At 73.1% G+C, this 22,870-nt stretch carries 19 protein-coding genes; 9 read left to right on the top strand and 10 right to left on the bottom strand.

Annotated elements, in window-relative coordinates; genetic code table 11:
* The first annotated feature begins 3 nt into the window (after positions 1-3).
* Positions 4-1,254: a glycosyltransferase gene (locus tag AB0D99_RS00980; protein WP_362355364.1), complete on the top strand. Its 1,251-nt coding sequence runs from the start codon at positions 4-6 to the stop codon at positions 1,252-1,254.
* 177 nt (positions 1,255-1,431) lie between these two features.
* Positions 1,432-3,279, top strand: a complete 1,848-nt coding sequence (locus tag AB0D99_RS00975) for a glycoside hydrolase family 15 protein (protein ID WP_362355361.1) — start codon at positions 1,432-1,434, stop codon at positions 3,277-3,279.
* A 24-nt stretch (positions 3,280-3,303) separates the two neighbouring features.
* Here AB0D99_RS00975 and AB0D99_RS00970 read toward each other — a convergent pair whose 3' ends face one another.
* From AB0D99_RS00970 to AB0D99_RS00935, 8 genes are all read right to left on the bottom strand, one after another.
* Complete coding sequence (locus tag AB0D99_RS00970; protein ID WP_362355358.1) at positions 3,304-5,082, bottom strand: cation:proton antiporter; 1,779 nt, start codon at positions 5,080-5,082, stop codon at positions 3,304-3,306.
* Positions 5,083-5,138: 56 nt separating this feature from the next.
* Positions 5,139-6,197: a cytochrome d ubiquinol oxidase subunit II gene (locus AB0D99_RS00965; protein ID WP_362355355.1), complete on the bottom strand. Its 1,059-nt coding sequence runs from the start codon at positions 6,195-6,197 to the stop codon at positions 5,139-5,141.
* Positions 6,194-7,669 carry a cytochrome ubiquinol oxidase subunit I gene (locus tag AB0D99_RS00960; RefSeq protein ID WP_362355352.1) on the bottom strand — a complete coding sequence of 492 codons (1,476 nt, stop codon included), beginning with the start codon at positions 7,667-7,669 and terminating at the stop codon, positions 6,194-6,196. The genes AB0D99_RS00965 and AB0D99_RS00960 overlap by 4 nt, the downstream gene beginning before the upstream one ends.
* A gap of 35 nt (positions 7,670-7,704) precedes the next feature.
* A complete protein-coding gene (locus tag AB0D99_RS00955) occupies positions 7,705-8,547 on the bottom strand; it encodes an SDR family oxidoreductase (protein WP_362355349.1) in 843 nt (280 codons plus the stop codon).
* A 163-nt stretch (positions 8,548-8,710) separates the two neighbouring features.
* Positions 8,711-10,291: a GMC family oxidoreductase gene (locus AB0D99_RS00950; protein ID WP_362356025.1), complete on the bottom strand. Its 1,581-nt coding sequence runs from the start codon at positions 10,289-10,291 to the stop codon at positions 8,711-8,713.
* Positions 10,292-10,457: 166 nt separating this feature from the next.
* Positions 10,458-11,375, bottom strand: a complete 918-nt coding sequence (locus tag AB0D99_RS00945; RefSeq protein ID WP_362356023.1) for a cyclase family protein — start codon at positions 11,373-11,375, stop codon at positions 10,458-10,460.
* Positions 11,376-11,407: 32 nt separating this feature from the next.
* Entirely contained in the window at positions 11,408-12,904 is a 1,497-nt protein-coding gene (locus AB0D99_RS00940) for a gluconokinase, GntK/IdnK-type (RefSeq protein ID WP_362355346.1), read from the bottom strand.
* Between the two features lie 35 nt (positions 12,905-12,939).
* Complete coding sequence (locus AB0D99_RS00935) at positions 12,940-13,353, bottom strand: hypothetical protein (protein WP_362355343.1); 414 nt, start codon at positions 13,351-13,353, stop codon at positions 12,940-12,942.
* Positions 13,354-13,911: 558 nt separating this feature from the next.
* Here AB0D99_RS00935 and AB0D99_RS00930 point away from each other — a divergent pair.
* From AB0D99_RS00930 to AB0D99_RS00905, 6 genes are read left to right on the top strand one after another with little or no spacing between them, the layout of a single operon-like run.
* Positions 13,912-14,616 carry a sigma-70 family RNA polymerase sigma factor gene (locus tag AB0D99_RS00930; RefSeq protein ID WP_362356021.1) on the top strand — a complete coding sequence of 235 codons (705 nt, stop codon included), beginning with the start codon at positions 13,912-13,914 and terminating at the stop codon, positions 14,614-14,616.
* On the top strand, positions 14,613-15,869 hold the full coding sequence (locus AB0D99_RS00925) for an FAD-dependent oxidoreductase (RefSeq protein WP_362355340.1): 1,257 nt from the start codon (positions 14,613-14,615) through the stop codon (positions 15,867-15,869). Before AB0D99_RS00930 ends, AB0D99_RS00925 begins: the two co-directional genes overlap by 4 nt.
* Before the next feature lie 53 nt (positions 15,870-15,922).
* A complete protein-coding gene (locus AB0D99_RS00920; RefSeq protein ID WP_362356019.1) occupies positions 15,923-16,648 on the top strand; it encodes a DUF1365 domain-containing protein in 726 nt (241 codons plus the stop codon).
* Positions 16,645-17,955 (top strand): cyclopropane-fatty-acyl-phospholipid synthase family protein, encoded by a 1,311-nt coding sequence (locus tag AB0D99_RS00915; RefSeq protein WP_362355337.1) that lies wholly within the window; start codon positions 16,645-16,647, stop codon positions 17,953-17,955. The genes AB0D99_RS00920 and AB0D99_RS00915 overlap by 4 nt, the downstream gene beginning before the upstream one ends.
* Positions 17,952-18,785 carry a DUF1295 domain-containing protein gene (locus AB0D99_RS00910; protein ID WP_362355334.1) on the top strand — a complete coding sequence of 278 codons (834 nt, stop codon included), beginning with the start codon at positions 17,952-17,954 and terminating at the stop codon, positions 18,783-18,785. The genes AB0D99_RS00915 and AB0D99_RS00910 overlap by 4 nt, the downstream gene beginning before the upstream one ends.
* Positions 18,782-19,483, top strand: a complete 702-nt coding sequence (locus tag AB0D99_RS00905) for an alpha/beta hydrolase (RefSeq protein ID WP_362355331.1) — start codon at positions 18,782-18,784, stop codon at positions 19,481-19,483. Before AB0D99_RS00910 ends, AB0D99_RS00905 begins: the two co-directional genes overlap by 4 nt.
* Positions 19,484-19,587: 104 nt before the next feature.
* On the opposite strand, the gene AB0D99_RS00900 is transcribed toward AB0D99_RS00905, so the two are convergent.
* On the bottom strand, positions 19,588-20,673 hold the full coding sequence (locus AB0D99_RS00900; RefSeq protein ID WP_362355328.1) for a MerR family transcriptional regulator: 1,086 nt from the start codon (positions 20,671-20,673) through the stop codon (positions 19,588-19,590).
* A 162-nt stretch (positions 20,674-20,835) separates the two neighbouring features.
* Complete coding sequence (locus tag AB0D99_RS00895; protein ID WP_362355325.1) at positions 20,836-21,327, bottom strand: MarR family winged helix-turn-helix transcriptional regulator; 492 nt, start codon at positions 21,325-21,327, stop codon at positions 20,836-20,838.
* Positions 21,328-21,543: 216 nt separating this feature from the next.
* On the opposite strand from AB0D99_RS00895, the gene AB0D99_RS00890 reads away from it, so the two are divergent.
* On the top strand, positions 21,544-22,800 hold the full coding sequence (locus AB0D99_RS00890) for an NAD(P)/FAD-dependent oxidoreductase (protein WP_362355322.1): 1,257 nt from the start codon (positions 21,544-21,546) through the stop codon (positions 22,798-22,800).
* Positions 22,801-22,870 lie beyond the last annotated feature (70 nt).

Below are 22,870 nucleotides of genomic sequence, written 5' to 3'. Positions count from 1 at the left end.
CTCGTGCGCGTGTTGATCGTGACGGCGGGAAGCTGGGGCGACGTCGCTCCGTACACGGGCCTCGGCATGCGGCTGCGAGCGGCGGGCCACGACGTGGTGCTCGCGACGCACGAGCGCTTCGAGGGCGCGGCGGCGGCGTACGGCCTCGGCTTCCGTCCGCTGCCCGTCGACCCCCGCGAGGAGTTGGCGTCGGGGCGTGGACAGGGACTGGCCAGAGCGGTCAGCGCCCCGGTGGAGATGGCGCGGATCGCGGCCATGGCGGCGGCGTTCATGCCCCGGCTGGCCGCCGGTGTCGCGGACGCCGTGCGCCAGGGAGCCGACGTGCTCCTCGGCTCCACCGTCACGGAACCCCTGTGTGCGGTGCTCGGCGAGGCGCTGCGCCTGCCGAGCGTCGGTCTCCACCTCCAGCCGCTCCAGCCCACCGCGGAGTTCCCGCCGACGGTGACGGGGCGCAGGTCGCTCGGACGGTACGGCAACCGGCTGGCCGCTCACGCGCTGCTGGCGGCGGCCGACCGGATCTTCGCCCCGGCCGTCCGTGACCTGCGGCGCGACCTCGGCCTTCCGCCACGGCGGTGGGGTGGCCCGCCGGCCCTGCCGCGCGATCGGACGGTCCTGCACGGCTTCAGCCCCCGGATCGTTCCGAGGCCCGCCGACTGGCCCGACGGCCACCGGGTCTGCGGCTACTGGTGGCCGGGAACGACGCCCGGCTGGCGGCCCGACGCCCGGCTGGTGGACTTCCTCGACTCCGGCCCGCCCCCCGTCTTCGTGGGCTTTGGAAGCTTCGTCACCACCGAGGCCGAGCGCCTGAGCACCCTGGTCGTCGAGGCCCTGCGCCGAGCGAAGGTGCGCGGGATCGTCCAGGCGGGATGGAGCGGTCTCCACGCCGACGGCGACGACCTGTTCACCGTCCAGGAGGTCCCGCACGCCTGGCTCTTCCCGCGCACCGCCGCCGTCGTCCACCACGCCGGTGCCGGTACGACCGCGGCCGGTCTGCGCGCGGGGGTCCCGGCCGTCCCGGTCCCGGTCCAGCTGGACCAGCACTTCTGGGCGGCCCGCCTCGCCCGCCTCGGTGTCGCCCCGGCCCCACTGCGCTACCAGCGCCTGACGGTCGAGGGGCTGGCGGCCGCGATCACCACCGCGACCCGCACCCCCGCGCTGCGCGCCCGTGCCCGCCTCCTCGCCGGACACCTCGCCGAGGAGGACGGAGCCCAGCCCGTCCTGGAGACCCTGGAGCACCTCGCCGAGCGGCGGTGACCCGGCGCCGTCCACACGGCCCGGGCGCTGCCGGGGCCGGTGCCCCGCGGCCGCGCGCGGCGTCCCCGCAGGACGGGACGACGACGTCGGCCTAAGCTGACGAGACGGCGACGGTCCGCGTCCCGCGCCGCGCCACCGTGCCCGATCGTCGTCGGCAGAGGCCGAAAGGGGCTCACGATGGACGACTATCCCCTGATCGAGAACCACGGCCTGATCGGTGATCTGCAGACCGCGGCCCTCGTCACCACCGATGCGACGATCGACTGGTTCTGCTGTCCGCGCTTCGACTCGCCCAGCGTCTTCGGCGCCCTGCTCGACCGGCGCAAGGGCGGCCACTTCACCATCCGCCCGGCCGCCGCGAACCACACCACCAGGCAGCTCTACCACCCGGACACCGCCGTGCTGGTGACGCGCTTCATGACCGAGGCCGGGGCGGGCGAGGTGGTCGACTTCATGCCGGTGACCGGCACGACGGCGACGGACCGCCACCGCCTGGTCCGCATGCTGCGCTGTGTGCGGGGCAGCATGACGTTCGAGGGCGAGATCGCTCCGCGCTTCGACTACGGCCGCAAGCCGCACGAGCTGCACATCACGGAGCACGGGGCCCTGTTCACCTCGCAGGACATGGACCTCGCCGTCCACGCCGTCCGTGAGCCGCAGGACGAACGGCTGCTGAGCACCCTCTCGGGAGACACGGACCTGCGGTTCACGCTGACCCTGCGGGCCGGACAGCAGCGCGGCATGATCCTGGAGTCGTCCCCCGGCGGGCCGCCGCACGTGGTCCGCGTGGCGGAGTTCGAGCGGCTGCTGGACGAGACGGTCGGCTTCTGGCGCTCGTGGCTCGGCCAGTCCACCTACTCGGGCCGCTGGCGGGAGGCGGTGGAACGCTCCGCCGTGGCGCTGAAGCTCATGACCTACGCACCGACCGGCGCCCTCGTCGCCGCCCCCACCACGGGGCTGCCCGAGCAGCTGGGCGGGGAGCGCAACTGGGACTACCGCTTCACCTGGATCCGTGACGCGTCGTTCTCCGTGTACGCCCTGCTGGGACTGGGGTTCACGGAGGAGGCGTCCGCCTTCATCGGCTGGCTGCACGACCGGGTGAAGGAGAAGGCCGGTCACGGCAACGGCACCGGGCCACTGAACATCATGTACCGCGTCGACGGCACCTCCGACCTGGTCGAGGAGACCCTGGACCACTGGGAGGGCTACCGCGGTTCCGCGCCGGTCCGCATCGGCAACGGAGCCGCCGACCAGCTGCAACTGGACATCTACGGCGAGGCTCTCGACAGCATCTACTTCGCGCACCAGCACGGCATGCACCTCGACACCGGTGGCTGGCGGGCCCTGCACACCCTGCTCGACTGGCTGGTCGACCACTGGGACCAGCCGGGCGAGGGACTGTGGGAGACCCGGGGCGGCCGGAAGGACTTCACCTACGGCCGCGTGATGTCCTGGGTGGCCTTCGACCGCGCCCTGCGGATCGCCTACGACGACGGCCGCCCCGCGGCCGGTGGCCGCTGGGTGGACGCGCGCGACGAGATCTACGCGCAGGTCCTCGACCGGGGATGGGACCCCGGGAAGCGGGCCTTCGTGCAGCACTACGGCGACGACGTGCTCGACTCGTCGCTGCTGCGCATGCCGACGGTCGGCTTCATCACGCCGGACGATCCGATGTGGAAGTCCACCCTGGACGCGATGGAACGCGAACTGGTCAGCGACAGCCTGGTCTACCGCTACAACCCCGAGGCGTCACCCGACGGTCTGCGCGGCTCCGAGGGAACCTTCTCCCTGTGCACGTTCATGTACGTCGACGCCCTCGCGCGGGCCGGACGCACCGACATGGCCAGGCTGGTCCTGGAGAAGATGCTCACCTACGCCAACCACCTCGGCCTCTACTCCGAGGAGATCGCCCTGACGGGACAGCAGTTGGGCAACTTCCCGCAGGCCTTCACCCACCTGGCCCTGATCGACGCGGCGATCACGCTGGACGCCATGATCAACGGAGCTCGGAGGGGCGGGACGTAGCCCCACGGACCCGGCCCGCGAGGCTCACGGTCCCGCCGCCCTCGGGACGGAGCCGAACAGCACCACCGTGTCGCCCTCCAGCGGGACGGTCCGCTGTCCCTCGGTGACGGGTTCCAGCCGCTGGTCGGCAGCCCGTACGACGAAGAGGGTCGCGTGTTCCGGCGGCTGCGGGGCGGAGGCCGGCTGGACGAGGAACCGGGCACCCTCCTCGTAGCGCGCCGCCAGGACGTGCCGGACGAGGGCACGGCCGAAGAGGATGTCGCCACCCGTGTACGGAGCGACCACTCCATGGCTGTCGTGCGGCGGGCCGACGCGGTAGACGGGCCCCTCGACGTTGTCCTGCATCACGACCGAGGCCAGGGCGTTGAAGTCGTCGTCCTCCGTCGCCAGATACACGGCCGTCACCCCCTCCAACCGCGCCCCGGGGTTGATGGCCGTGGCCAGCAGATCGCCCTTGGCCAGGCCGATCCCCGACCGCCTGATGCGTTCGCGCTGCTCGTCGCGTCCCGCCCACATCAGCACGTCCAGCCCGGCGGACCGCAGGGCGCGCCCCAGGTCGACCACCCACGGCTCGCCGCCCACCAGAAGGATGCGCGTGCCCGCCGGCTTGACGACGCCCAGCCGCCGCGCCACGGGCGCGGCGGTCAAGGAGTAGAGCAGAACGGTTCCCACGATCACCAGAAACGTGACGGGCAGGATCTTCGACGCCCCGTTCATCCCCCGGGCCACCAGGCTTGCCGAGAACGTCGACGCCGTGGCCGCGGCGACGATCCCGCGCGGGTCCATCCATCCGATGAAGGCCCGCTCCCCTCGGCTCAGACCGGAGCGCGCCGTCGCGGCGTAGGCCACGAGCGGCCGCACCGCGAGGACGAGGATCGCGATGAGGACGAACGAGGGTAGGAGTACCGGTACCAGGGACGCGGGGGTGACCGTGGAGGAGATCGAGACGAACAGCAGCCCGATGATCAGCTGGACCAGGGTCTCGAAGAAGGGACGGCGAGCCGGCATGTCGAAGCCGGGGATGTTGGCGACGGCCAGTCCCGTGACGATCGCGGCGATGAGCCCCGTGTCGTCCCGCACGACGTCGCAGCCCGCCGACACGGCGATCACCGTGGCGAGTTGGGCGAGCGTACCGAGGGTCTCGCCGAGCCTGAGGGTCCGCAGGGTGAGCCAGAGCAGCGCCGTCCCCACGACCCCGCCGACCAGCCCCACGGCCAGGCTGATGGCGAACTGGCCCAGCTGGTATCCGCGGCCGAGGTCGACCTGGGTCGTCGTGGCGATGGCATGGAAGGTGAGCGCGCCGAGGATGGCGCCGATCGGGTCGGTCAGCGTCCCCTCCCAGATCAGGATGCGCCGCACCTTGTCGGTCGGCCGTACGAAGTCGAGCAGCGGTCCCACGACGGTGGGGCCCGAGACGACGAGGATCACGCCCACCATCGCGGCCACCCGCAGCGGCATGTCGAACATCGCCGGAGCCACCGAGGCGACCAGCAGAAACGTGAGCAGCACCCCGTACACCAGCAGGCGTCCCACGATGCCCCGGGTCCGGCCGGTGAGCTTGCGCAGGTCGAGTCCCAGGCCGGCGTCGTAGAGGATCACCGCGACGGAGAGCGAGACGAGGGCGGAGAAGGCCGGCCCCATCAACGCGTCGGGATGGATGACGTCCGTGAGCGCGCCCGCGGCGAATCCGACCGGCAGCAGGATGATCAGGGCAGGGACGCGCAGCCTGCTCGCCAGGATCTGCGAGCCGACGGCGAGCACCACCGTCAGGGCGAGTCCGAGAAGGATCTCGTCGTCGGTCACAGAGGCTCCCTTCGCCTGATTCCGGGCACGGTGGATGTCGGTGTGGATCCGGCCGATCAGCCCCCGGGTGCCGCACCGTCACCGTCGGGGCCGCTCCGTGCCCGCAGTTCGGCGTCGGTGAGTTCGGCCAGCTCACCGTGGGTGTCGAGCCAGTAGAGAAGGAAGACGGCCGGCATGACGAGTACGAGCGCCACCAGGGTGACGATCGCCAGCCACGTCAGCGTGGCCGGCGCGCCCGCCGCGTCGGCCACCGTCAGCGAGGTGGGGACCAGATAGGGACGCTGCGCCATGCCCCAGGCGATGACGGCGCAGGCGACCACCGCCACCGCGGTGACGCGCGTCCACGCGCTCGGCGTCCGCAGCAGCAGCCAGGCCGTCGCGAGCGCCGCGGCCCCGGCCAGGACGACGAAGAGCAGCCCCAGGCCGTGGGTGAGTCCGTGCCACACATGGGGGGAGTCCTCGTGCGTGACGAATCCGGTGATCACCGCCAGGACGGTGAGCACGGCCAGGGAGCCCAGCGCCCGCAGCCGGAAGTAGCCGACCAGATCGGGGGCGTCGAACCGACGGGCGTCCCCGGTGAGGAACACCGCGCCCAGCAGGGCCGTGGTCGCGATGGCGACCAGCCCGAACATCACGGAGGTGGGGTTGGCCCACGCGTCCGTCGAAGCCCCGGTGCCGGGCGCCGCCCGCCCCGAGGCGACCCCGCCGACCGCGGCGCCGAGGAAGAACGGCGTGACCAGCGAGGCGACGGCGAACACGGCACCGTACAGCCGCCGGCCCGCGAGCCGCCGGGAGGGCTTGCGGAAGGCGAAGCCCGCGCCGCGCAGGACCAGGCCCACGGCCGCCAGCGCCAGCGGCAGCCACATCGCGGAGAACACCGTCTGGAACAGGACGGGGAAGCCGGTCCACATGATGACGAGGACGAAGATCAGCCAGACGTTGTTGACCTCCCAGACGGGGGCCATGGCGTGGTCGATGAGCCAACGGGGCCGCCGGCCGCGCTCCGCGCCCCCGGCGGTCAGGTCCCAGAAGCCGGCCCCGTAGTCCGTGCCGCCACCGCAGGCGTAGGCGGCCACGGCGAGGAGCAGCACCACGGCGATGAGGTCGGCGGTCATGGGCGGCCGTCCTCGGACTGGGCGGCGCCCCCGGGCGGGGCGTCACCCACCGGGAGGGGCGCCCGGGGACCGTACGGGGTGTCCGCCTCCGGCGCGTGGACCGCGCCTCCCGCGGCCCGTTGCTCGTCGGCGAGCCGCCAGCGCGTGCGCATCCTGAGCAGGATGACGAGGAAGGAGCCGAAGAGGAACACGTACACCACCATCACCACGGCGAGCATGATCCAGAGGGTGGTGGAGCGGGTCGAGGTCACCGCCTCGGCGACTCGCATGTTCTGGTAGACGATCCAGGGCTGGCGTCCCACCTCGGTGGCGATCCAGCCGCACTCGACGGCCACGACCGACGCGACGCCCGCGCAGGCCGCCGAGCGGTAGAACCACTTCGAGGCGGGAAGCCGGCGGTGCCGCAGCCAGACCAGGCCGTACCAGAGAGCCAGCAGGACCAGTACGGAGCCGATCACGACCATGAGGTCGAAGGCCCAGTGGGCGATGGTCGCCTGAGTGGCCGTGGGGCGCTGGTCCGCGGGGACGGAGGTCAGTCCCACCACCTTGGTGTCCGGGCTGAACCCGGCCAGGATGGAGTCGAGCAGGGGGATCTTGATGCCGCCCTTGACGGTCCCGTCCTCCTGCAGGCGGCCGAAGAGGTACTCCGGCACCCGGGTGTCGGTCTCCCAGACGATCTCCAGCGCGGCGAACTTCACCGGCTGCTTGTGGAACACGGACCGGGCGATCGCGTCGCCGAGGACGAACTGCACCGGAGTGGCCAACGCGGCGATGGTGAAGGGAACGGCGAACCCGAGCCGGTGGTAGTGGTCCCGGCGGCCCCGCAGCCAGCCCACGGCGTAGACACCCGACACCATGAAGCCCGCGGTGAGGATCATCGCCACGACGAAGTGCCAGTACTGCGGCCCGAACATCGGGGTGAAGATCGCCTTCCAGACGTTCACGTCGACCGGGTTGCCCTGCGCGTCCAGGGAGAAGCCCCGCGGTGTGTTCATCCAGGAGTTGGCGGCCAGGATGCCGAAGGCGCCGAGGAGCGCCGCGGCCGGGAGGGGCAGCCCGAGCAGGAAGTGCGTACGGGGCTTCAGCCGCCGCCATCCGTACAGATAGATGGCGATGAGGACGGCCTCCAGGAAGAACGCCCATGCCTCGACGCCGAATCCGATGCCGAAGACATCACCCCACCGGCCCATCAGGCCGGGCCAGAGCAGGCCGAACTCGAAGGACAGCACCGTGCCCGTGACGATGCCGAGCGCGAACTGCACCGCCATGACCGCCGACCAGCGACGCGCGAGGAGCAGGGCCGTCTCGTCCTTGCGGCGCAGCCCGCGGTAGTGCATGACCAAGGTGATGAAGGGAAAGGCCACGCCCAGCGGAACCAGGATGATGTGGGACGCCAGGGTGAAGGCCATGAGCTCGCGGGCCGGCAGGAGTTGGGCCGGGGCATCCGCCAGCAGGTGGAGCGAGGTGGACATACACGCCTTCGCTGTTCGTGACGGTCCGGGAGGGGTCAGCCGCCGGTGGCGAATCCCGGGAAGAGGGTCATGCCGCCGTCGACGTACAGCGTCGTCCCCACCACGTAGTCCATGAGGTCGGAGGCGAGGGCGACCACCGCGTGGGCGATGTCCTCGGGGTCACCGATCCGGTCGTACGGGATGAGCGTCAGCAGGTCGTCCCGTGCCTCGGGCGTCTCCCACGCCTCGCGGTTGATCGGTGTCCTGATGGCCCCCGGGGCGACCGCGTTCACCCGGATCTTCTCCGGCGCGAGCTCCTGGGCCAGGGTCTGCATCATCATCTGCACACCGCCCTTGGAGGACGCGTAGTTGACGTGTCCGGACCAGGGGATGATCTGGTGCACCGAACTCATGCAGATGATCTTTCCGGCGGCGCGGGACACCTCGGGAACCACACCGCGGCGCCGGAACTCCTTGACGGCCTCCCGGGCGCACAGGAACTGACCGGTGAGATTGACGTCGATGACCTTCTGCCACTGGGCGAGCGTCATGTCGGTGAGCCGGGCGTCGCGCTGCAGGCCCGCGTTGGCGACCAGGATGTCGATGGTCCCGAACTCCTCGACCATCCGCTCGGTCATCGCCGTGACCTGGTCCTCCTGGGAGACGTCCGCCTCGACGGCCGTCGCACGGACCCCGAACGAGGCGATCTCCTCGACCACCTTCCGCGCGGACTCGGGGTCCGCGACGTAGTTGACGACCACGTCGGCACCGGCTCGGCCCAGGCCGATGGCCGTCGCCTTGCCGATGCCCGAATTGGCGCCGGTGACCAGCGCCTTCTGACCTCGCAGCAGACGTGCGGGGATCACACCCTGCGGTGCTCCCTCGGTGGTGGAACCCATGACGCCCTGCCTCCTCGCCGTGTGGCCGTGTCCCGCCGGGCCGTTGCCGGGGCGGGCACGGAGGTCACGCAATCACCGGCCGTGGCGGTCGGCATGCAGGGAGGAGAGCCGTTGATCCGTTGGGCCGAACATCTTCGTCCGATCGGTCCAGCGTGCCCCGGGCTCAGCCGAGCCGTTCCAGGAGGTGGTCGCCGACGCGCAGGGCGTTGGCCATGGCCGTCAAGGACGGGTTGACCGCGCCGATGCTCGGGAAGAAGCTCGTGTCGACGACGTAGAGGTTGTCGAGGTCGTGGGCCTTGCAGTTGACGTCCAGCGCGGAGTCGGCGGGGTCGGTGCCGAATCGCACGGTGCCCGCCTGGTGCGCGGTCGCACCGATCGGCATGCCCTTGTGCAGGTAGATGCTGCGGGACAGCAGGTGGTGCTCGTGCATGCCCAGGTGGCCGAGCACCTTCTGGAGTTCGTGCCTCAGCCGCTTCAGCCCTTCGACGTTGTTCTTCTCGTCGAGAGCGAGGTGGACGCGGCCGTCCCCGTCGAGAGTGACCCGGTTGTGGGCCTGCGGCAGGTCCTCGCCGCACAGCCAGAAGTCGACGGCGTGATGCGCCAGCACCTCGAACGGCATGTCCGGTACGGCCGCGCCCGCCCACCGCGGCGCCTCGCCGTGGATCTGCTCGGCGTCCGACTTGCCCAGCATCTGGATGCCGCCCAGCGGGAAGTCCCAGTCGTCCGCGCCGAGATACCAGTCGTGCAGGGCCAGCGTCTTCTGGAACCGGGTGTCGTTGGGTTCCTTCGACACCGCCATCAGCGCCAGGTTGTTGTGCCGCATGTAGAAGCGCCCGACCACGTCGGAGCTGTTCGCCAGGCCACGCGGATGGTGCTCGTTCGCCGAGGCCAGCAGCAGCGCGGCGGAGTTGACCGCCCCGCAGGAGACGACGACCACGTCCGCGGTGAAGCGGACCTCCTCGCCGTCGTCCCGCCGACAGACGACCGTGTCCACACGCCGCCCGCGCGCGTCGGTCTCCAGGCGGACGACCCGTGTGTGCGTCACCATCTCGACATGGGGGTGTTCCAGGGCCGGCTCCACGCAGACCACCTCCGCGTCGGACTTGCCGCGCACGAGACACGGGAAGCCGTCCACCCGGTCGCAGCGGATGCAGACACTCGCGTGGGTGGCCCGCCCGCGGTCGTCCTGGCTCAGGTCGACGCCGATCGGCAGGTGGAAGGGATGGAGACCGAGTCTCGTGAGGTCGTCGCTCAGCTGCTGGATGCGCGGCTCGTGCTCCACGGGCGGGTGGGCGTACTGCGCGCTCACCGGACCCTCGCCGGGATCCTCGCCGTGCCGGCCGTGCACGCGGTAGAGGTGCTCGGCCTGCGTGTAGTACGGCTCCAGATCCTCGTAGCGGATCGGCCAGGCGGGAGAGAGGCCGCCGTGGTGGCGCAGCTCGCCGAAGTCCTCGGGCCGCAGCCGGAACAGGGCGGCGCCGTAGAACTTCGTGTTTCCGCCGACGTAGTAGTTGACCTCGGGCGGGAACTCGGCGCCGTTCTTGTCCAGCCAGAACTCCGGAGCCCGGTACTTGCCCTTGACGAAGACGGCCGTCGAGTCCCAGTTGTCCCGCTCCCTCGGCAGGTGGCCGCCGCGTTCGACGAGCAGGACGCGCTTGCCCGACGGGGCGAGCCGATGGGCGAGGGTGCCGCCGCCGGCGCCCGTACCGATGATGATGACGTCGTAGTGGGGAGCGTCGCCCACGGCGACCACCGTCCTCGCGTTCACGGCCCCGCTCCGGCGCCGGGACCTGTCGCTCCGCGCCGCGGAGCCCCTGCGTTCCCCACCCGGGCGGAGGGGACCGCGTTCCCCACCCCGACGAACGTAGCCGTGCTCCTGACGCACGGCGACCCGAGACGGGGCGAGCGGCTCACAGCACCGCGATCGGGTTCACCGGCGAGCCCGTGGCTCCGGGCAGCCGCAGCGGGGCCACCACGCACAGGAAGCTCCAGCGTCCCGCCGACGCGCAGACCGGGACGAGATCCTCGAACCGCAGGTAGTCCATCAGATGGATGCCGAGGGCATGAATGGCGAGGACGTGCACGGGAAAGGCGGTGCCCTCCACCGTGCTGGGCGCGGTGTCGTTGTTGCCGTCCCCGCCCAGGACCGCCACCTGCCGTTCGGCGAGGAACTCCGCGGCGGTCGGGTGGAGACCGGCGCGAGCGCTCGCCGCGTCCCACGGTCCGAGTTCCGCACGGCGGAGGCGGTGTCCCACCCGGACGAAGAGCAGGTCGCCCGGACCGACGCGTACCCCCTGCGCGGCCTCGGCGTCCGTCAGATCGTCCGAGGTCACGCTGTCGCCCGGTTCCAGCCAGCGCACGCCACGCGACCGCGGGACGTCCAGCAGTACGCCCCGGCCGACGACACCGTCCGCCACCCGTCCCACGGAGAGCGCACGGGCTCCCTCGGGCGTGATGCTGCTCGCGGGCACCCCGCCGTACAACTCCCCGTCGAGCACCACGTGGCACAGGGCGTCGAGATGGCTGTCCGCGTCCCCGTGCACGTTCATGGCGAAGCGGTCGGTGGCGAAGTGCAGCCCCTTCGCGTCGAGTTCGCCCGGGGCCGGTCCGGTCATCCGGTGGTCGGCCGGCTCGGGGTCGTCGGGGCCCGGCACGGTCTCGATCGGCGCGGCCAGCGACACCGTGCGTCCGAGGCGGACCTCCGCGGCGGCTGCCACCACCCGCTCGGGCGTCACATGGCGCAGGGCGCCGGGCCGGCCGTCCGGGGCCGACCGCGGTGCCTCGCGCCGCAGGCGCTCGTACAGCGCGCGGAAGTCGGCGGCGCCCATGCCGGGTACGGCCGAGGGACGCGGGCGACGGGTCACGGAGACCCCCAGGGACTGAGGCCCCATCGGAGCACGTGGGTGGCGCCCGGCTCCAGGACCGCGAGATCCGTACCGCTGCGAAAGGCGTCCGGCGGGCAGGACATCGCCTCGACGGCGACACCGCGGCGCCGTCGCTCCGGTTCGGCCAGGGTGTCGCCCGTGTACAGCTGGACGTACCGGGTGCCGTCGCCGAGCCAGAGATCGACGCCCCGCAGCCCGGAGGGATCCGCGAGGCGCACCACCGCCCGGCCGTCGGCGGCGCGGTCGAGCCCGGTGTAGGCGGTGTCCAGTCGCAGATCGCCGATGGGGCGCGCGGTGCGGAAGTCGTACGCGGTGCCGTCGACGGGCTCCCGGCCGACCGGCAGCCCGCGGTCGTCGGTACGGAGCCGGTACCGGGCGGGAACGGTCAGCAGCGCGGTGTCGACGAGATCGGTGCCGACCGTCAGATAGGGGTGCTGGCCCACTCCGTAGGGTGCCGGACCCGTGCCGGTGTTGGTGGCGAGGACCGAGGTCTCCAGCCCTTCGGGTCCCAGCCGGTATTCGGCGCTGACCTCCAGGAGGAAGGGATATCCGGGCTGCGGGCAGAGCGTCGTGCCGAGCCGGATCGCGTCGTCGCCGCGGGCGAGCAGCGCCCACGGCGTCCAGCGCAGCAGCCCGTGGATCGCGTTGTTCTTCTCCGGTTCCGTCAGGGGCAGCTGGTGCTCCCGGCCGCCGAAACGGTAGCGGCCGCCGCCCACCCGGTTCGGCCAGGGGGCGAGCAACTGCCCACGCCCGCCGGTGATGGCGGAGTCGGCGGAGAACCCGTCCAGCAGCTCCTGGCCGTTCGCGGCGTAGGAGCGCAGCGCCCCGCCCAACTGGGCGACCACGGCGCTCTGTCCGTCGCGGGTCAACCGCCACTGCGTGCCCGTGGGGCTGGGGGACATCGAAGGCTCCTCACGGAGGACGGCGTGTTCCGGGACGGTTCCGGCCGGAGGAGCCCCGGAGGCGGGGCCGCGCAGGAGCGAGAGCACCTCCGCGACGATGGCCTCCGGAGTCTGGTCGATCTCCACCACCAGCGGGTGTTCGTCCGGCTGCGGCTCCTGCAGGTCCGCGAGCTGGCTGTCCAGGAGCGCCGCCGGGAAGAAGTGACCGTGCCGGGCGGCCAGCCGGGAGCGCAGGAGTTCAGGCGATCCGCGCAGGTAGACCAGAGCGACTCCGGGGCGCCCGGCCAGCAGCCTGTCCCGGTACGCGCGCTTGAGCGCCGAGCAGGTGGCGACGGCCGGGCGGCCGGCCGCGATCTCACGGTCCAGCCAGGCCCCGATGGCGTCGAGCCAGGGGGCCCGGTCGCTGTCCGTGAGAGCCTGACCGGCGGCCATCCTCGCGCGGTCGGCCTCGGAGTGGAACTCGTCCGCGTCCCGGTAGGGCCGGCCGAGGCGCTCCGCGAGGAGGCGCGCGACCGTCGACTTGCCCGATCCCGCGACACCGACGACGAGCACCACCTCCGGCAGCGTCACGGCTCCCGTCCCGCGTGCGGCCGCGGCCCCGGACGTCAGTCCCTCAGCGGCCGGGGGGCGACGCACAGCGCCCAGATGACGACGGCGTCGAGCGCGATGATCAGCAGTGCCCACCACGGCGTGTAGGGAAGCCACATGAAGTTGGCGATCATGCTGAGTCCGGCGAGCACGATGCCGACGACCCTGGCCCAGGTGGCGCCCGAGAACAGGGCGATGCCCGCCAGCGTGATCACGATGCCCAGGATGAGATGGACCCAGCCCCATCCGGTGAGATCGAGCTCGTAGACGTAGTTGCGGGTGGTGAGGAACACGTCGTCCTCGGCGATGGCCGAGATGCCCGCGAGCAGCGTCATGATGCCGCCGAAGATCATGATCACGGAGGCGAACAGCAGCCAGCCGCTGCCGCGCGTACTCTCTCCCCGCCCCGGATCGCTCACATGTGTGGTCATGACAATCCTCCTGCCGTCGGCCGGCCCGCCGGGCAGGCTCGGGCCCGACGAGTCGGATACCTCCAATCTGGGGCCATGCCTCCCCGGGCGCATGTCGACGGCGCGGTGCCGAACGGGCCGGGGAGGCCGGTCCGGCCCGGCCCGGCAACCGCACGCCCGGCCCGGCATCCGCCCGGCCCGGCATCCGCCCGCTGTCCGACGCCTACGCGACCGCGTAGGCCGGGACCGCCCCACGGCATGGCGGGCTCCACCGGCGCGACGGGCCCTGGGAAGCCGCGCGGGGACATCCGTACGGGACCCTCGGGGAAACGATGCGCAACCGATGCGTCTTGAGCCGTGGCCTCCGCCCACCGGATGCTGAGGAAGCGGAAGCACCCGCCCCCGGGCGGCGGATCCGCACCACCAACGGCCGAGGTCCGCCCGCCCACCACGCCCGCTCGCCGGGCAGAAGGAGTGGCCGTCATGATCACAGCACCAGCGGCGCGCCGCCCCCGCCCCCACCCGACCGACACGGCGTCCGCGCCGCGCCCGGTCCCGTACGGTCCGGACGTACGCCCCGTGCACCGGCCCGCCGACGAGCTCACGGACGAGGAGATCGGCGCCGGGCTCGTCCGCGGCGACGAGCACTGCCTGGTTCTCGCCTACCGGCGCTGGGGCGGTCTCGTCCACACGCTCGCCAGCCGTACGATCGGCGACCCCCGCGAGGCGGAGGACGTCACGCAACAGGTCTTCCTCGCCGCCTGGCGCGGCCACCGGAGCTACCGCCCCGAACGCGGACCCGTCCCGGCCTGGCTGGTCGGCATCGCCCGCCGCAAGATCGCCGACGCGCTCTCCGCACGCACCCGCAGGACCGCCCTCATCGCCGCGGCGGGAGCCGCGCTGCCCCCGTCCACGGCGACGGCCGACGGGCCCGACCACGTGCTCGACCGCGTCGTCGTCGCGGGCGAACTCGCCCGCCTGCCGGGTGCCCAGCGCGACGTCCTGACCCTGGCCTACTTCGGGGACCTGACGCAGGCGCAGATCGCGCGGCGCACCGGCCTGCCGCTCGGCACCGTCAAGAGCCACGCCCGGCGCGGCATGCAGCGCCTGCGCTGCCGCCTGGCCCCGGACGCGGGAGACGACCTGCCGGACGGGGAGGCCACCCCGACCCGGACAGCCGTTCCGGATTCCGTCGACGCGTGCGGGGAACGCGCACCCATCCGCACCGCCGACCGCACCGAATCACACCCGTGGAAGCCCACGGACAAGAGGGGGAACCGATGAACCGAGGGACCGTCGCCGTCGTGGGGGCGGGCGTGGCCGGCCTCACCGCGGCCCATGTGCTCTCCCGCGTCCACGACGTCGTGCTCTACGAGGCCGACTCCAGGCTCGGCGGGCACGCCCACACCCACGAGCTGCCGACCCGGAACGGCGGCACGGTGCGCGTGGACACCGGATTCATCGTCCACAACGAGCGGACGTACCCGAACCTGCTGCGCCTCTTCCGCGAACTCGGCGTCGCCACCCAGGACTCCGAGATGAGCATGTCCGTCCGGTGCGACGGCTGCGGCCTCGAGTACGCGGGTGCCCGCGGCCCCCGGGGGCTGCTCGGCGGCGGAAACCTGCGCCGCGGCCGCCACCTGAGGATGCTCGCGGACGTGCCCCGTTTCCACCGCGCGGCACGCCGCCTGCTCGCCGCCGGGGACGAGGGCCCGAGCCTCGGCGCCTTCCTGGACCGCGAAGGCTTCTCCCCGTACTTCGTCGGCCACTTCGCCATCCCGCTGGTCTCCGCCGTGTGGTCCTGTCCGCCGGACACCGCGCTGCTGTACCCCGCGGCCTACCTCTTCCGCTTCCTCGACCATCACGGGCTGCTCTCCACCACCGGCTCACCCCAGTGGAAGACGGTCACCGGCGGCTCCTCCGCGTACGTCGAGAAGGCGGTCAAGCGACTCGCCGCCGTCCGTACGGCCACGCCCGTCCGGGCGATCGAGCGCTCCGCGGACCACGCGCGCGTGACCACCGAGGACGGCGAGTCCGAGACGTACGCGGCCGTCGTCGTGGCCGTCCATCCCGACCAGGCCCTGCGGCTCCTCGCCGACGCGACCCCCGACGAACGCCGCGTCCTCGGAGCGTTCACCTACTCCCGCAACCCGACCGTCCTGCACCGGGACACCACCGTGCTGCCGCGATCGCCGCACGCCCGCGCCTCCTGGAACTACTGGCTCCCCTCATGCCGGGCACGCCCCGGGTCCGTGCAGGTCAGCTATGACATGAACCGGCTCCAGCGCCTGCCGGCGGACGAGCCGCACATCGTGACCCTCAACGCCGGCGACCGCGTGGACGAGACCACGGTCCTCGCCCGCATGGTGTACGAACACCCCGTCTACACGCCCCGCTCCGTCGCCGCCCAGCGCGAACTGCCGGGCCTCGCGACATCCGTCACGGCCTTCGCCGGCGCCTACCACGGCTGGGGCTTCCACGAGGACGGCTGCCGCTCCGGAGTCGAGGCGGCCCGAGCCCTGGGGGTGACGTGGTGACCGCCCCAGCCGCCGACGTCCCGTCCGTCGCACCGCCCGGCCCCCGCGTCCCGGTGCCGTCGCTCTACCCGAGCGAGGTCGCGCACACCCGCGTCCAGCCGGTGCGGCACAGCCTGCGCCGCCGGACCTACCTCTGGCTCGTGGACCTCGACGACCTCCCCCGACTGCCCCGACTCCTGAGGCCGCTCGCCCGGTTCGAGGCCCGCGACCACTTCGGCGGGCGGGCGCCCACCCTGCGCGCCGGCCTCGACGCGTACCTCGCCTCCCACGGTGTGCGCGACGCCGACGGCCAGGTGCTGATGCTGGCCCACGCCCGGGTCTTCGGCCACGTCTTCAACCCGCTGACGCTGTACTGGTGCCACGACCGGACCGGCCGCCCCGTCTGCGTCGTCGCCGAGGTGCACAACACCTACGGCGGCCGGCACTGCTACCTCCTGCGGCCCGACACCGACGGACGCGCCGACGTCGCCAAGGACTTCTACGTCTCGCCGTTCTTCGACGTCGAGGGCTCCTACCGGATGCGACTGCCGCTCCCCGGCGAACGCCTCGACCTCACGGTCCAGCTGCGGCACGGCGACGGAAGCCGCCCCCTCACCGCCACCGTCCGAGGGCACCGCCGTCCGGCCGATCTCCGCGGCCTGCTCGCCGTCGCACTGCGCCACCCCTGGTCCACCGCGGCCGTCAGCATCGGCATCCGCTGGCACGGAATCCGCCTGTACCTCAAGGGACTTCCCGTCCGCCCCCGACCCGCTTCGCCCACCCGAGAGGGCATGCTGTGACTGTCACCGTACCGTCGGCCGAACCCATCGCCCCCGGTCCCGACCGCCCGCCCGTCGACCCCGAGCGCTGGCCCGACGTCGCCCGCCTCCCGCGGGCCTCCGCCCTCCGTACGGCCGTCGCCCGTCGTGTCGTCGAACGCGCCCTCGCCCGCCTGCCGCTGCGGATACGGAACGGCCCCGCATCCGGCGGCGTCCCCCACCCGGCCACGGACGGAGCCGGTCCGCCCACCCTGACCCTGCACGACCCCGCCGCCTTCCACCGCCGGATCGGCGCCGACGGCCTCATCGGCTTCGGCGAGTCGTACATGGCCGGCGAGTGGGACAGCGACGACCTCGTCGGCGTGCTCACCGTGCTCGCCACCCATGTGGACGACCTCGTGCCCGGCCCGATGCGCCGCCTGCGCGGCGCGTGGGCGCACCGGCGCCCCGACAGGGACCGCAACACCCTCGACGGCGCCCGGGACAACATCCAGCGTCACTACGACCTGTCGAACGACCTGTTCGCCCTCTTCCTGGACCCGAGCCTCACCTACTCCTCCGCCGTCTTCGACACGCTCCCCGCCACGGCCGACGTGTTCCCCGCCGCCCAGCACCGCAAGATCGACCGCCTGCTCGACCTCGCCGGGGTCGGCCCGGGGACACGGCTCCTGGAGATCGGCACCGGCTGGGGCGAACTCGCCGTCCGCGCCGCCTCCCGGGGCGCCGACGTCCTCACCGTCACCCTCTCCGAGGAGCAGCGCGAGCTGGCCCTGAGGAGGATCGCCGACGCGGGCGTGAGCGAGCGGGTCACCGTCGAACTCCGTGACTACCGCCAGGTCGAGGGGCGGTTCGACGCCGTGGTCAGCGTCGAGATGATCGAGGCGGTCGGCGCCGAGTACTGGCCCGCGTACTTCACCGCCCTGCGCCGCCTGCTGGCGCCCGGCGGCGCCGTGGCCCTCCAGTGCATCACCATGCCGCACGAGCGGATGCTCGACACCGCCCGCACGCACACCTGGATCAGCAAGTACGTCTTCCCCGGCGGCCTCATCCCGTCGCCGGAGGCCATCGCCGGGGAGAGCGCCGCCGCCGGCCTGACCCTCACTCACGACACCGGGTTCGGCGACCACTACGCCGAGACCCTGAGGCTCTGGCGCGAGCGGTTCGTCGCGGAGTCGGAGGCGGTCGGCGCGCTCGGCTTCGACCGGGTCTTCCGCCGCATGTGGGAGCTGTACCTGGCCTACTCCGAGGCCGGGTTCCGCTCCCACTACCTGGACGTGCGCCAACTCCGGCTGGTCGCCGACGGCCGGGATCCGGAGGCGCGGCGATGACATGGTCCGCCTTCGCCGTGAACCTGGCCGCGTCGGCCGGCGCCGCCCTCCTGGTCATGCTCGTGACCTTCGCCGTGGCCCTGGTGAAGGGCGTCCACCGGATCGTCGACGTCGCCTGGGGGGTGGCGTTCGCCGCCGTCGCGCTGGTCACCTGGGTGCTCTCCGACGGGTACGGGGACGACGCGCGCAGGCTCGCCGTCACCCTCGCGACCTGCCTCTGGGGGCTGCGGCTCGCGCTCCACATCGGTCGCCGGGGACGCGGCCACGGCGAGGACCCCCGCTATGCCCGGATGCTCGCCCGTGCCCCCGGCAGTCCCGCCCTCTACGCGCTGCGCAAGGTCTACCTGCTCCAGGGCGCCCTCGTCTGGCTGGTCTCGCTCCCCGTCCAGGCGGCGGCGTACCTGCCCGCAGGCGTGGACGCGCTGCTGGTCGCCGGTCTTCTGCTGTGGGCGGTGGGGCTCGCCTTCGAGGCCGTGGGCGACCACCAGCTCGCCCGCTTCAAGTCCGACCCCGCCAACCGGGGACGGATCATGGACCGGGGGCTCTGGAGCTGGACCCGACATCCCAACTACTTCGGTGACTTCCTCGTCTGGTGGGGGTTGTATCTGACGGCATGCGCGAACCCGTGGACCGCCGCGCTCACCCTCGTGTCGCCGCTGGTGATGAGCGGACTGCTCATCTGGGGGAGCGGGAAGCGGCTGCTGGAGGCGCACATGGCGGAGCGGCCGGGATTCGCCGCCTACGCGGCCAGGACCAGCGGCTTCCTGCCCCGGCCTCCGCGTCGCCGGTCCGCGCCCCGGGCGGGCGCGTCCGGGAGCGAGGCCGGATGACCTCGCGGTACCGGCAGCGGCGGGACCCGGCGGGCGGGGCGGGGGCGCGCCGGGAACAGGCGGGCCCGCGGCGGGACGAGGCGGGCCCGCTGGTGGTGCGCAGTGCGCCGGCGGTTCCGGTCGCGGCCGTGCTCCTGCTGCACGGCGGCCGTTCCGAGGGGCTGGAGCCGCCGCCCGCGATCAACCTCCCCGCATTGCGCATGCGGCCGTTCGCGGCGGCCGTCTCCCGTGCCCTGTCCGGGCGCGACGTGCTGGTCGCCGAGGTGCGCTACCGGCACCGCGGCTGGAACGGAGAGCGCCGCGACGCCGCTCGCGACGCGGAGGCCGCCCTCGTGCGGCTGCGGGAGCGCTACGGCGCGGTCCCGGTCGTTCTCGTCGGGCACTCGATGGGCGGCCGCGCCGCCCTGAGCGCCGCCCGGGACCCGATGGTCCGCGGGGTGGTGGGCCTGGCCTCGTGGTGCCCGCCCGACGAGCCCGTCGGGCACCTGCGGGGGCGGGCGGTCTACCTGCTGCACGACGAGGCGGACCGGGTCACCTCGGCGCGGGAGTCCTGGGAGTTCGTGCGCAGGGCCCGGTCCGCGGGCGCCGACGCGGTCGGGGTCCCGATGCCCCGCGGAGGGCACGCCATGCTCGCGGGCGCCTCCCGCTGGCACCGCCGTACCGCCGAACTCACCGCGAGGCTGCTCTTCCACCGGTGACCCATGGCCGGTCCTGTGCACGGCGCGGCCCCTGTCGCGGCCGGAGCCGCGCCGGAGCAGCAGCGGCGCCGCGTCGCGACCGGAGCCGCGGGACGGCGACCGTGTCAGGCGGACGCGTCCCGGGCCGTGTCGGGGCCGGCCGTGCCGCACCGGTGCACGAGGATGTCGAGCGCCTCGCGCAGGCCACCGGGCCTGAGCATCCCCGGCGCGGTGGCGCGGCCCGCCCAGCCGGGGCCGGCGAGCAGCACCAGGGGATGGGTCCGGGCGCCCCTGACGCCGAAGGAGATGTCCGCCACGTGCCGTGCCAGGGCGTGGCTGGCGGTCGACCGGGACTGGGACCAGAGGACGACGGCCGTGGGGCCCAGACGCCGTACCGCGGCGTCCAAGGCCTCGGCAGGGACGGCCGCGCCGAACATACGGGTCGGCAGCCCTCGTTCGGCCAGTCCGGCGGCCAGGGCCTCGATCGGAAGGGTGTGCTGCTCGCCGGGGACGCAGGCCAGCAGCACCGGATTCGCGTCCGCGCGGTGCGGACGCGCGGAGCCGACCAGCTGACGGAGTGCCGTGGAGATGTGCCAGGACAGCAGGTGCTCCACCTCGACGTAGCGGTCGCCCGAGGACTCCCACTTGCGGCCGACGGCGTGGAGCGTGGGAGCCATCACCTCTTCCCAGGAGACGAGCAGCCCGTGCGTGGCCACCAGATCGCAGAGCAGCGTGTGCATGGTGGGGCTGTCCAGGCGCACCGCCGCCCGGGCCAGGCCGCGGAACTCCTGATGGACCGAGGTGAGCGGCAGCCCGTTGCCGGAACCCGGGGCATGCGGCCGCTCCGCCCGGTCGGGAGCGGGCTGTTCGGCGGTGTTCCGGGACGGCGCTTCGGCGGTGTTCCGCGACTGCTGTTCGGAGGCGTTCCGGGTCGGCTCCTCGGAGCGCTTCCCGGACGGCCGCGGTGCCTGATGACCGGCGCGCTCCCGGGCGACCCGGGCGGCCTCCGCCGGCGGCACGCCGGACGTCGTGAGCCGGCACATCGCCTCCAGCATCTCGACGTCCGCCGGTGACCAGCGCCGGTGCCGTCCGTCCTCCCGTTTCGCCGGGCCGATGCCGTAGCGCTGGTCCCACGAGCGCAGCGTGGTGGGGGAGACACCCAGCCGTCGGGCCACGGCCCCTGTGGTGATGCCGGCCGCCGTATCGCTCATACGGCCAGGATACGACGCACAAGCGATGCGAGCAGAGCGGTGGCGACCCAGGCAAGGGAGGGGTCAGCGGCCCGGGGCCGGAAGGGCGGTCAGCGGGCCGGGGCAGGAAGCGCGGTCGGCTGCAGGGGGCAGGGGGCAGGGGGCAGGGGCAGGGGCAGGCGGTCAGCGGCCGGGGGCGCGAAGAGCGGCCAGTTCGTCGTTCAGGACGGTGAGGAAACGCAGCGCCGTCGCCAGTTCCCGTTCGTCGAACCGCTCCCTGGCCCGGGTGGCCGCCTGCGCCAGCGGGAGGAAGTGTTCGCGGGCGGCCGCCCGCGCCCCGTCCTCGTAGTGCACATGGACGACCCGGCGGTCCGCGGTGTCCCGGGACCTGCGGATGTGGCCGGCCTTCTCCAGGCGGTCGAGACACGCCGTCACCGCACCCGAGGTCAGCCCCAGGTGCTCCCGGAGCCGCCCGGGGGTCAGGGGTTCGGCACTGTCCAGGACGATGCCGAGCGCCTGCACGTCGGTCGGGTGCAGACCCTGGGCCAGCGCGAAGCCGTGGACCAGCCTGCTCATCTCGGCATGCGTACGGCGGAGCGCGACCGCGAAGCCCTGGAGGTCGCCCGGAGTTCCGCCAGGGGGCTCGGTCGTCTCTCGGTCATCGGTACTGGCCACGCGATCACCCTATGCGCCCGGACCGCCGGCGGACGAACGCCGGGTCCGCGGCGGGGACGTGGCCGGGCCGCAGGCGAGTGGGGCGCCGGCTCATCCGTACGGCACGCGATGACGGAAGTACGGATGACCGCACTCCACCCCGGGCCGTCTGCCGCCCCGGGTGCCGTGGTCGTCGGCACGTGCCTCGCAGGACCGGACGCGAAGAGGAGCGACAAGGTGACGAGGAAGACGGAGGGTGGAATCGACGTCGTGATCGTCGGGGCCGGGGTGTCCGGGCTGGCCTGTGCGGCGGACCTGGTCGCCGCGGGGCTGCGGGTACGCCTGCTGGAGGGTGACGACACCGTGGGAGGGAGGATGCGGACCGACAGGATCGGCGGCTTCACCGTCGACCGCGGCTTCCAGGTGTTCAACACCTCCTATCCACAGGTCAAACGGCGGATGGACCTGCGGGCGCTCCGGTTGAGGCCGTTCACCCCGGGCGTCATGGTGCACACGGACGACGGGCGGCGACGGGTCAGCGACCCCACCCGGCGGCTCCGGGAGAGTCGGGACCTGCTGCCCGGCCGACTGGCCTCGGCCCGTGACCTCGCGGCCCTCGGCGTGCTCTCGGCGCGCGACGCGTTGCTGCCCGTCGCGCGGCTGCGCGGGCGACGCGACTCCACGACCCTCGGGGCCCTCACCGACGCGGGCGTCTCGGCCGAACTCGTGGACACCTTCCTGCGGCCCTTCCTCTCCGGAGTCTTCCTCGAGGACGACCTGGAGACCTCGGCGCGCTTCTTCCACCTCGTGTGGCGGTCCATGGTGCGCGGCACGCTGTGTCTGCCGGCCGACGGGATCGGTGCGGTCCCCGCCCAGCTCGCCTCCGGGCTCCCCGACGGGGTGGTGCGCACCGGTTCGCCGGTCGCCTCGCTGACCGTCGACGGGGTGGCGCCGGCCGACGGCGGGGAGCTGGCGGCGCGGGCCGTCGTCGTCGCCACCGGACCGGGCGAGGCCGCACGTCTGCTGCCCGGCCTCGCCGTACCCCCCGGCCGGACCGTCACCACCTACTACCACGCGGCGGAGCGATCGCCCCTGGGCGAGCCGACCCTCATGGTCGACGCGCGTCGGCGGTTCCTGAACACCTGCGTCCTGACCGAGGTCCAGCGCGGCTACTCCGGCGACGGCCGGGCGTTGGTGTCGACCTCGGTCCTCGGGGCGCCGGGCCCCGAGGAGGAGAAGGCCGTCCGCGTGGCGCTCGGCGAGGTGTACGGCACCGGCACGGCGGTCTGGGAGACCGTGCACCGGGTCACGGTGCACGAGGCCCTTCCGGCCATGCTCCCGCCACTGGCACTCTCACGGACCACGCGTTTCGTACCGGGCAGGTACGTCTGCGGCGACCACCGGGCCACGGGTTCGCTGCAGGGAGCGCTCGCCTCCGGAGCCCGGGCGGCCAGGGAGGTCCTGGCCGACCTCGATCGCCCGGCTCCGGCCTGATCCGGAGAGGGGTGTCGCCCCGAACACTTCTTGAGAAGGCAATCCAGCTCACGGCCCGCCGGTTCCGGTT

It is taken from the genome of Streptomyces sp. NPDC047971, assembly GCF_040653355.1.
Lineage (GTDB): Bacteria > Actinomycetota > Actinomycetes > Streptomycetales > Streptomycetaceae > Streptomyces.
Note: the sequence above shows the minus strand (reverse complement) of the source record. Positions and strands in the feature narration are given on the sequence as shown.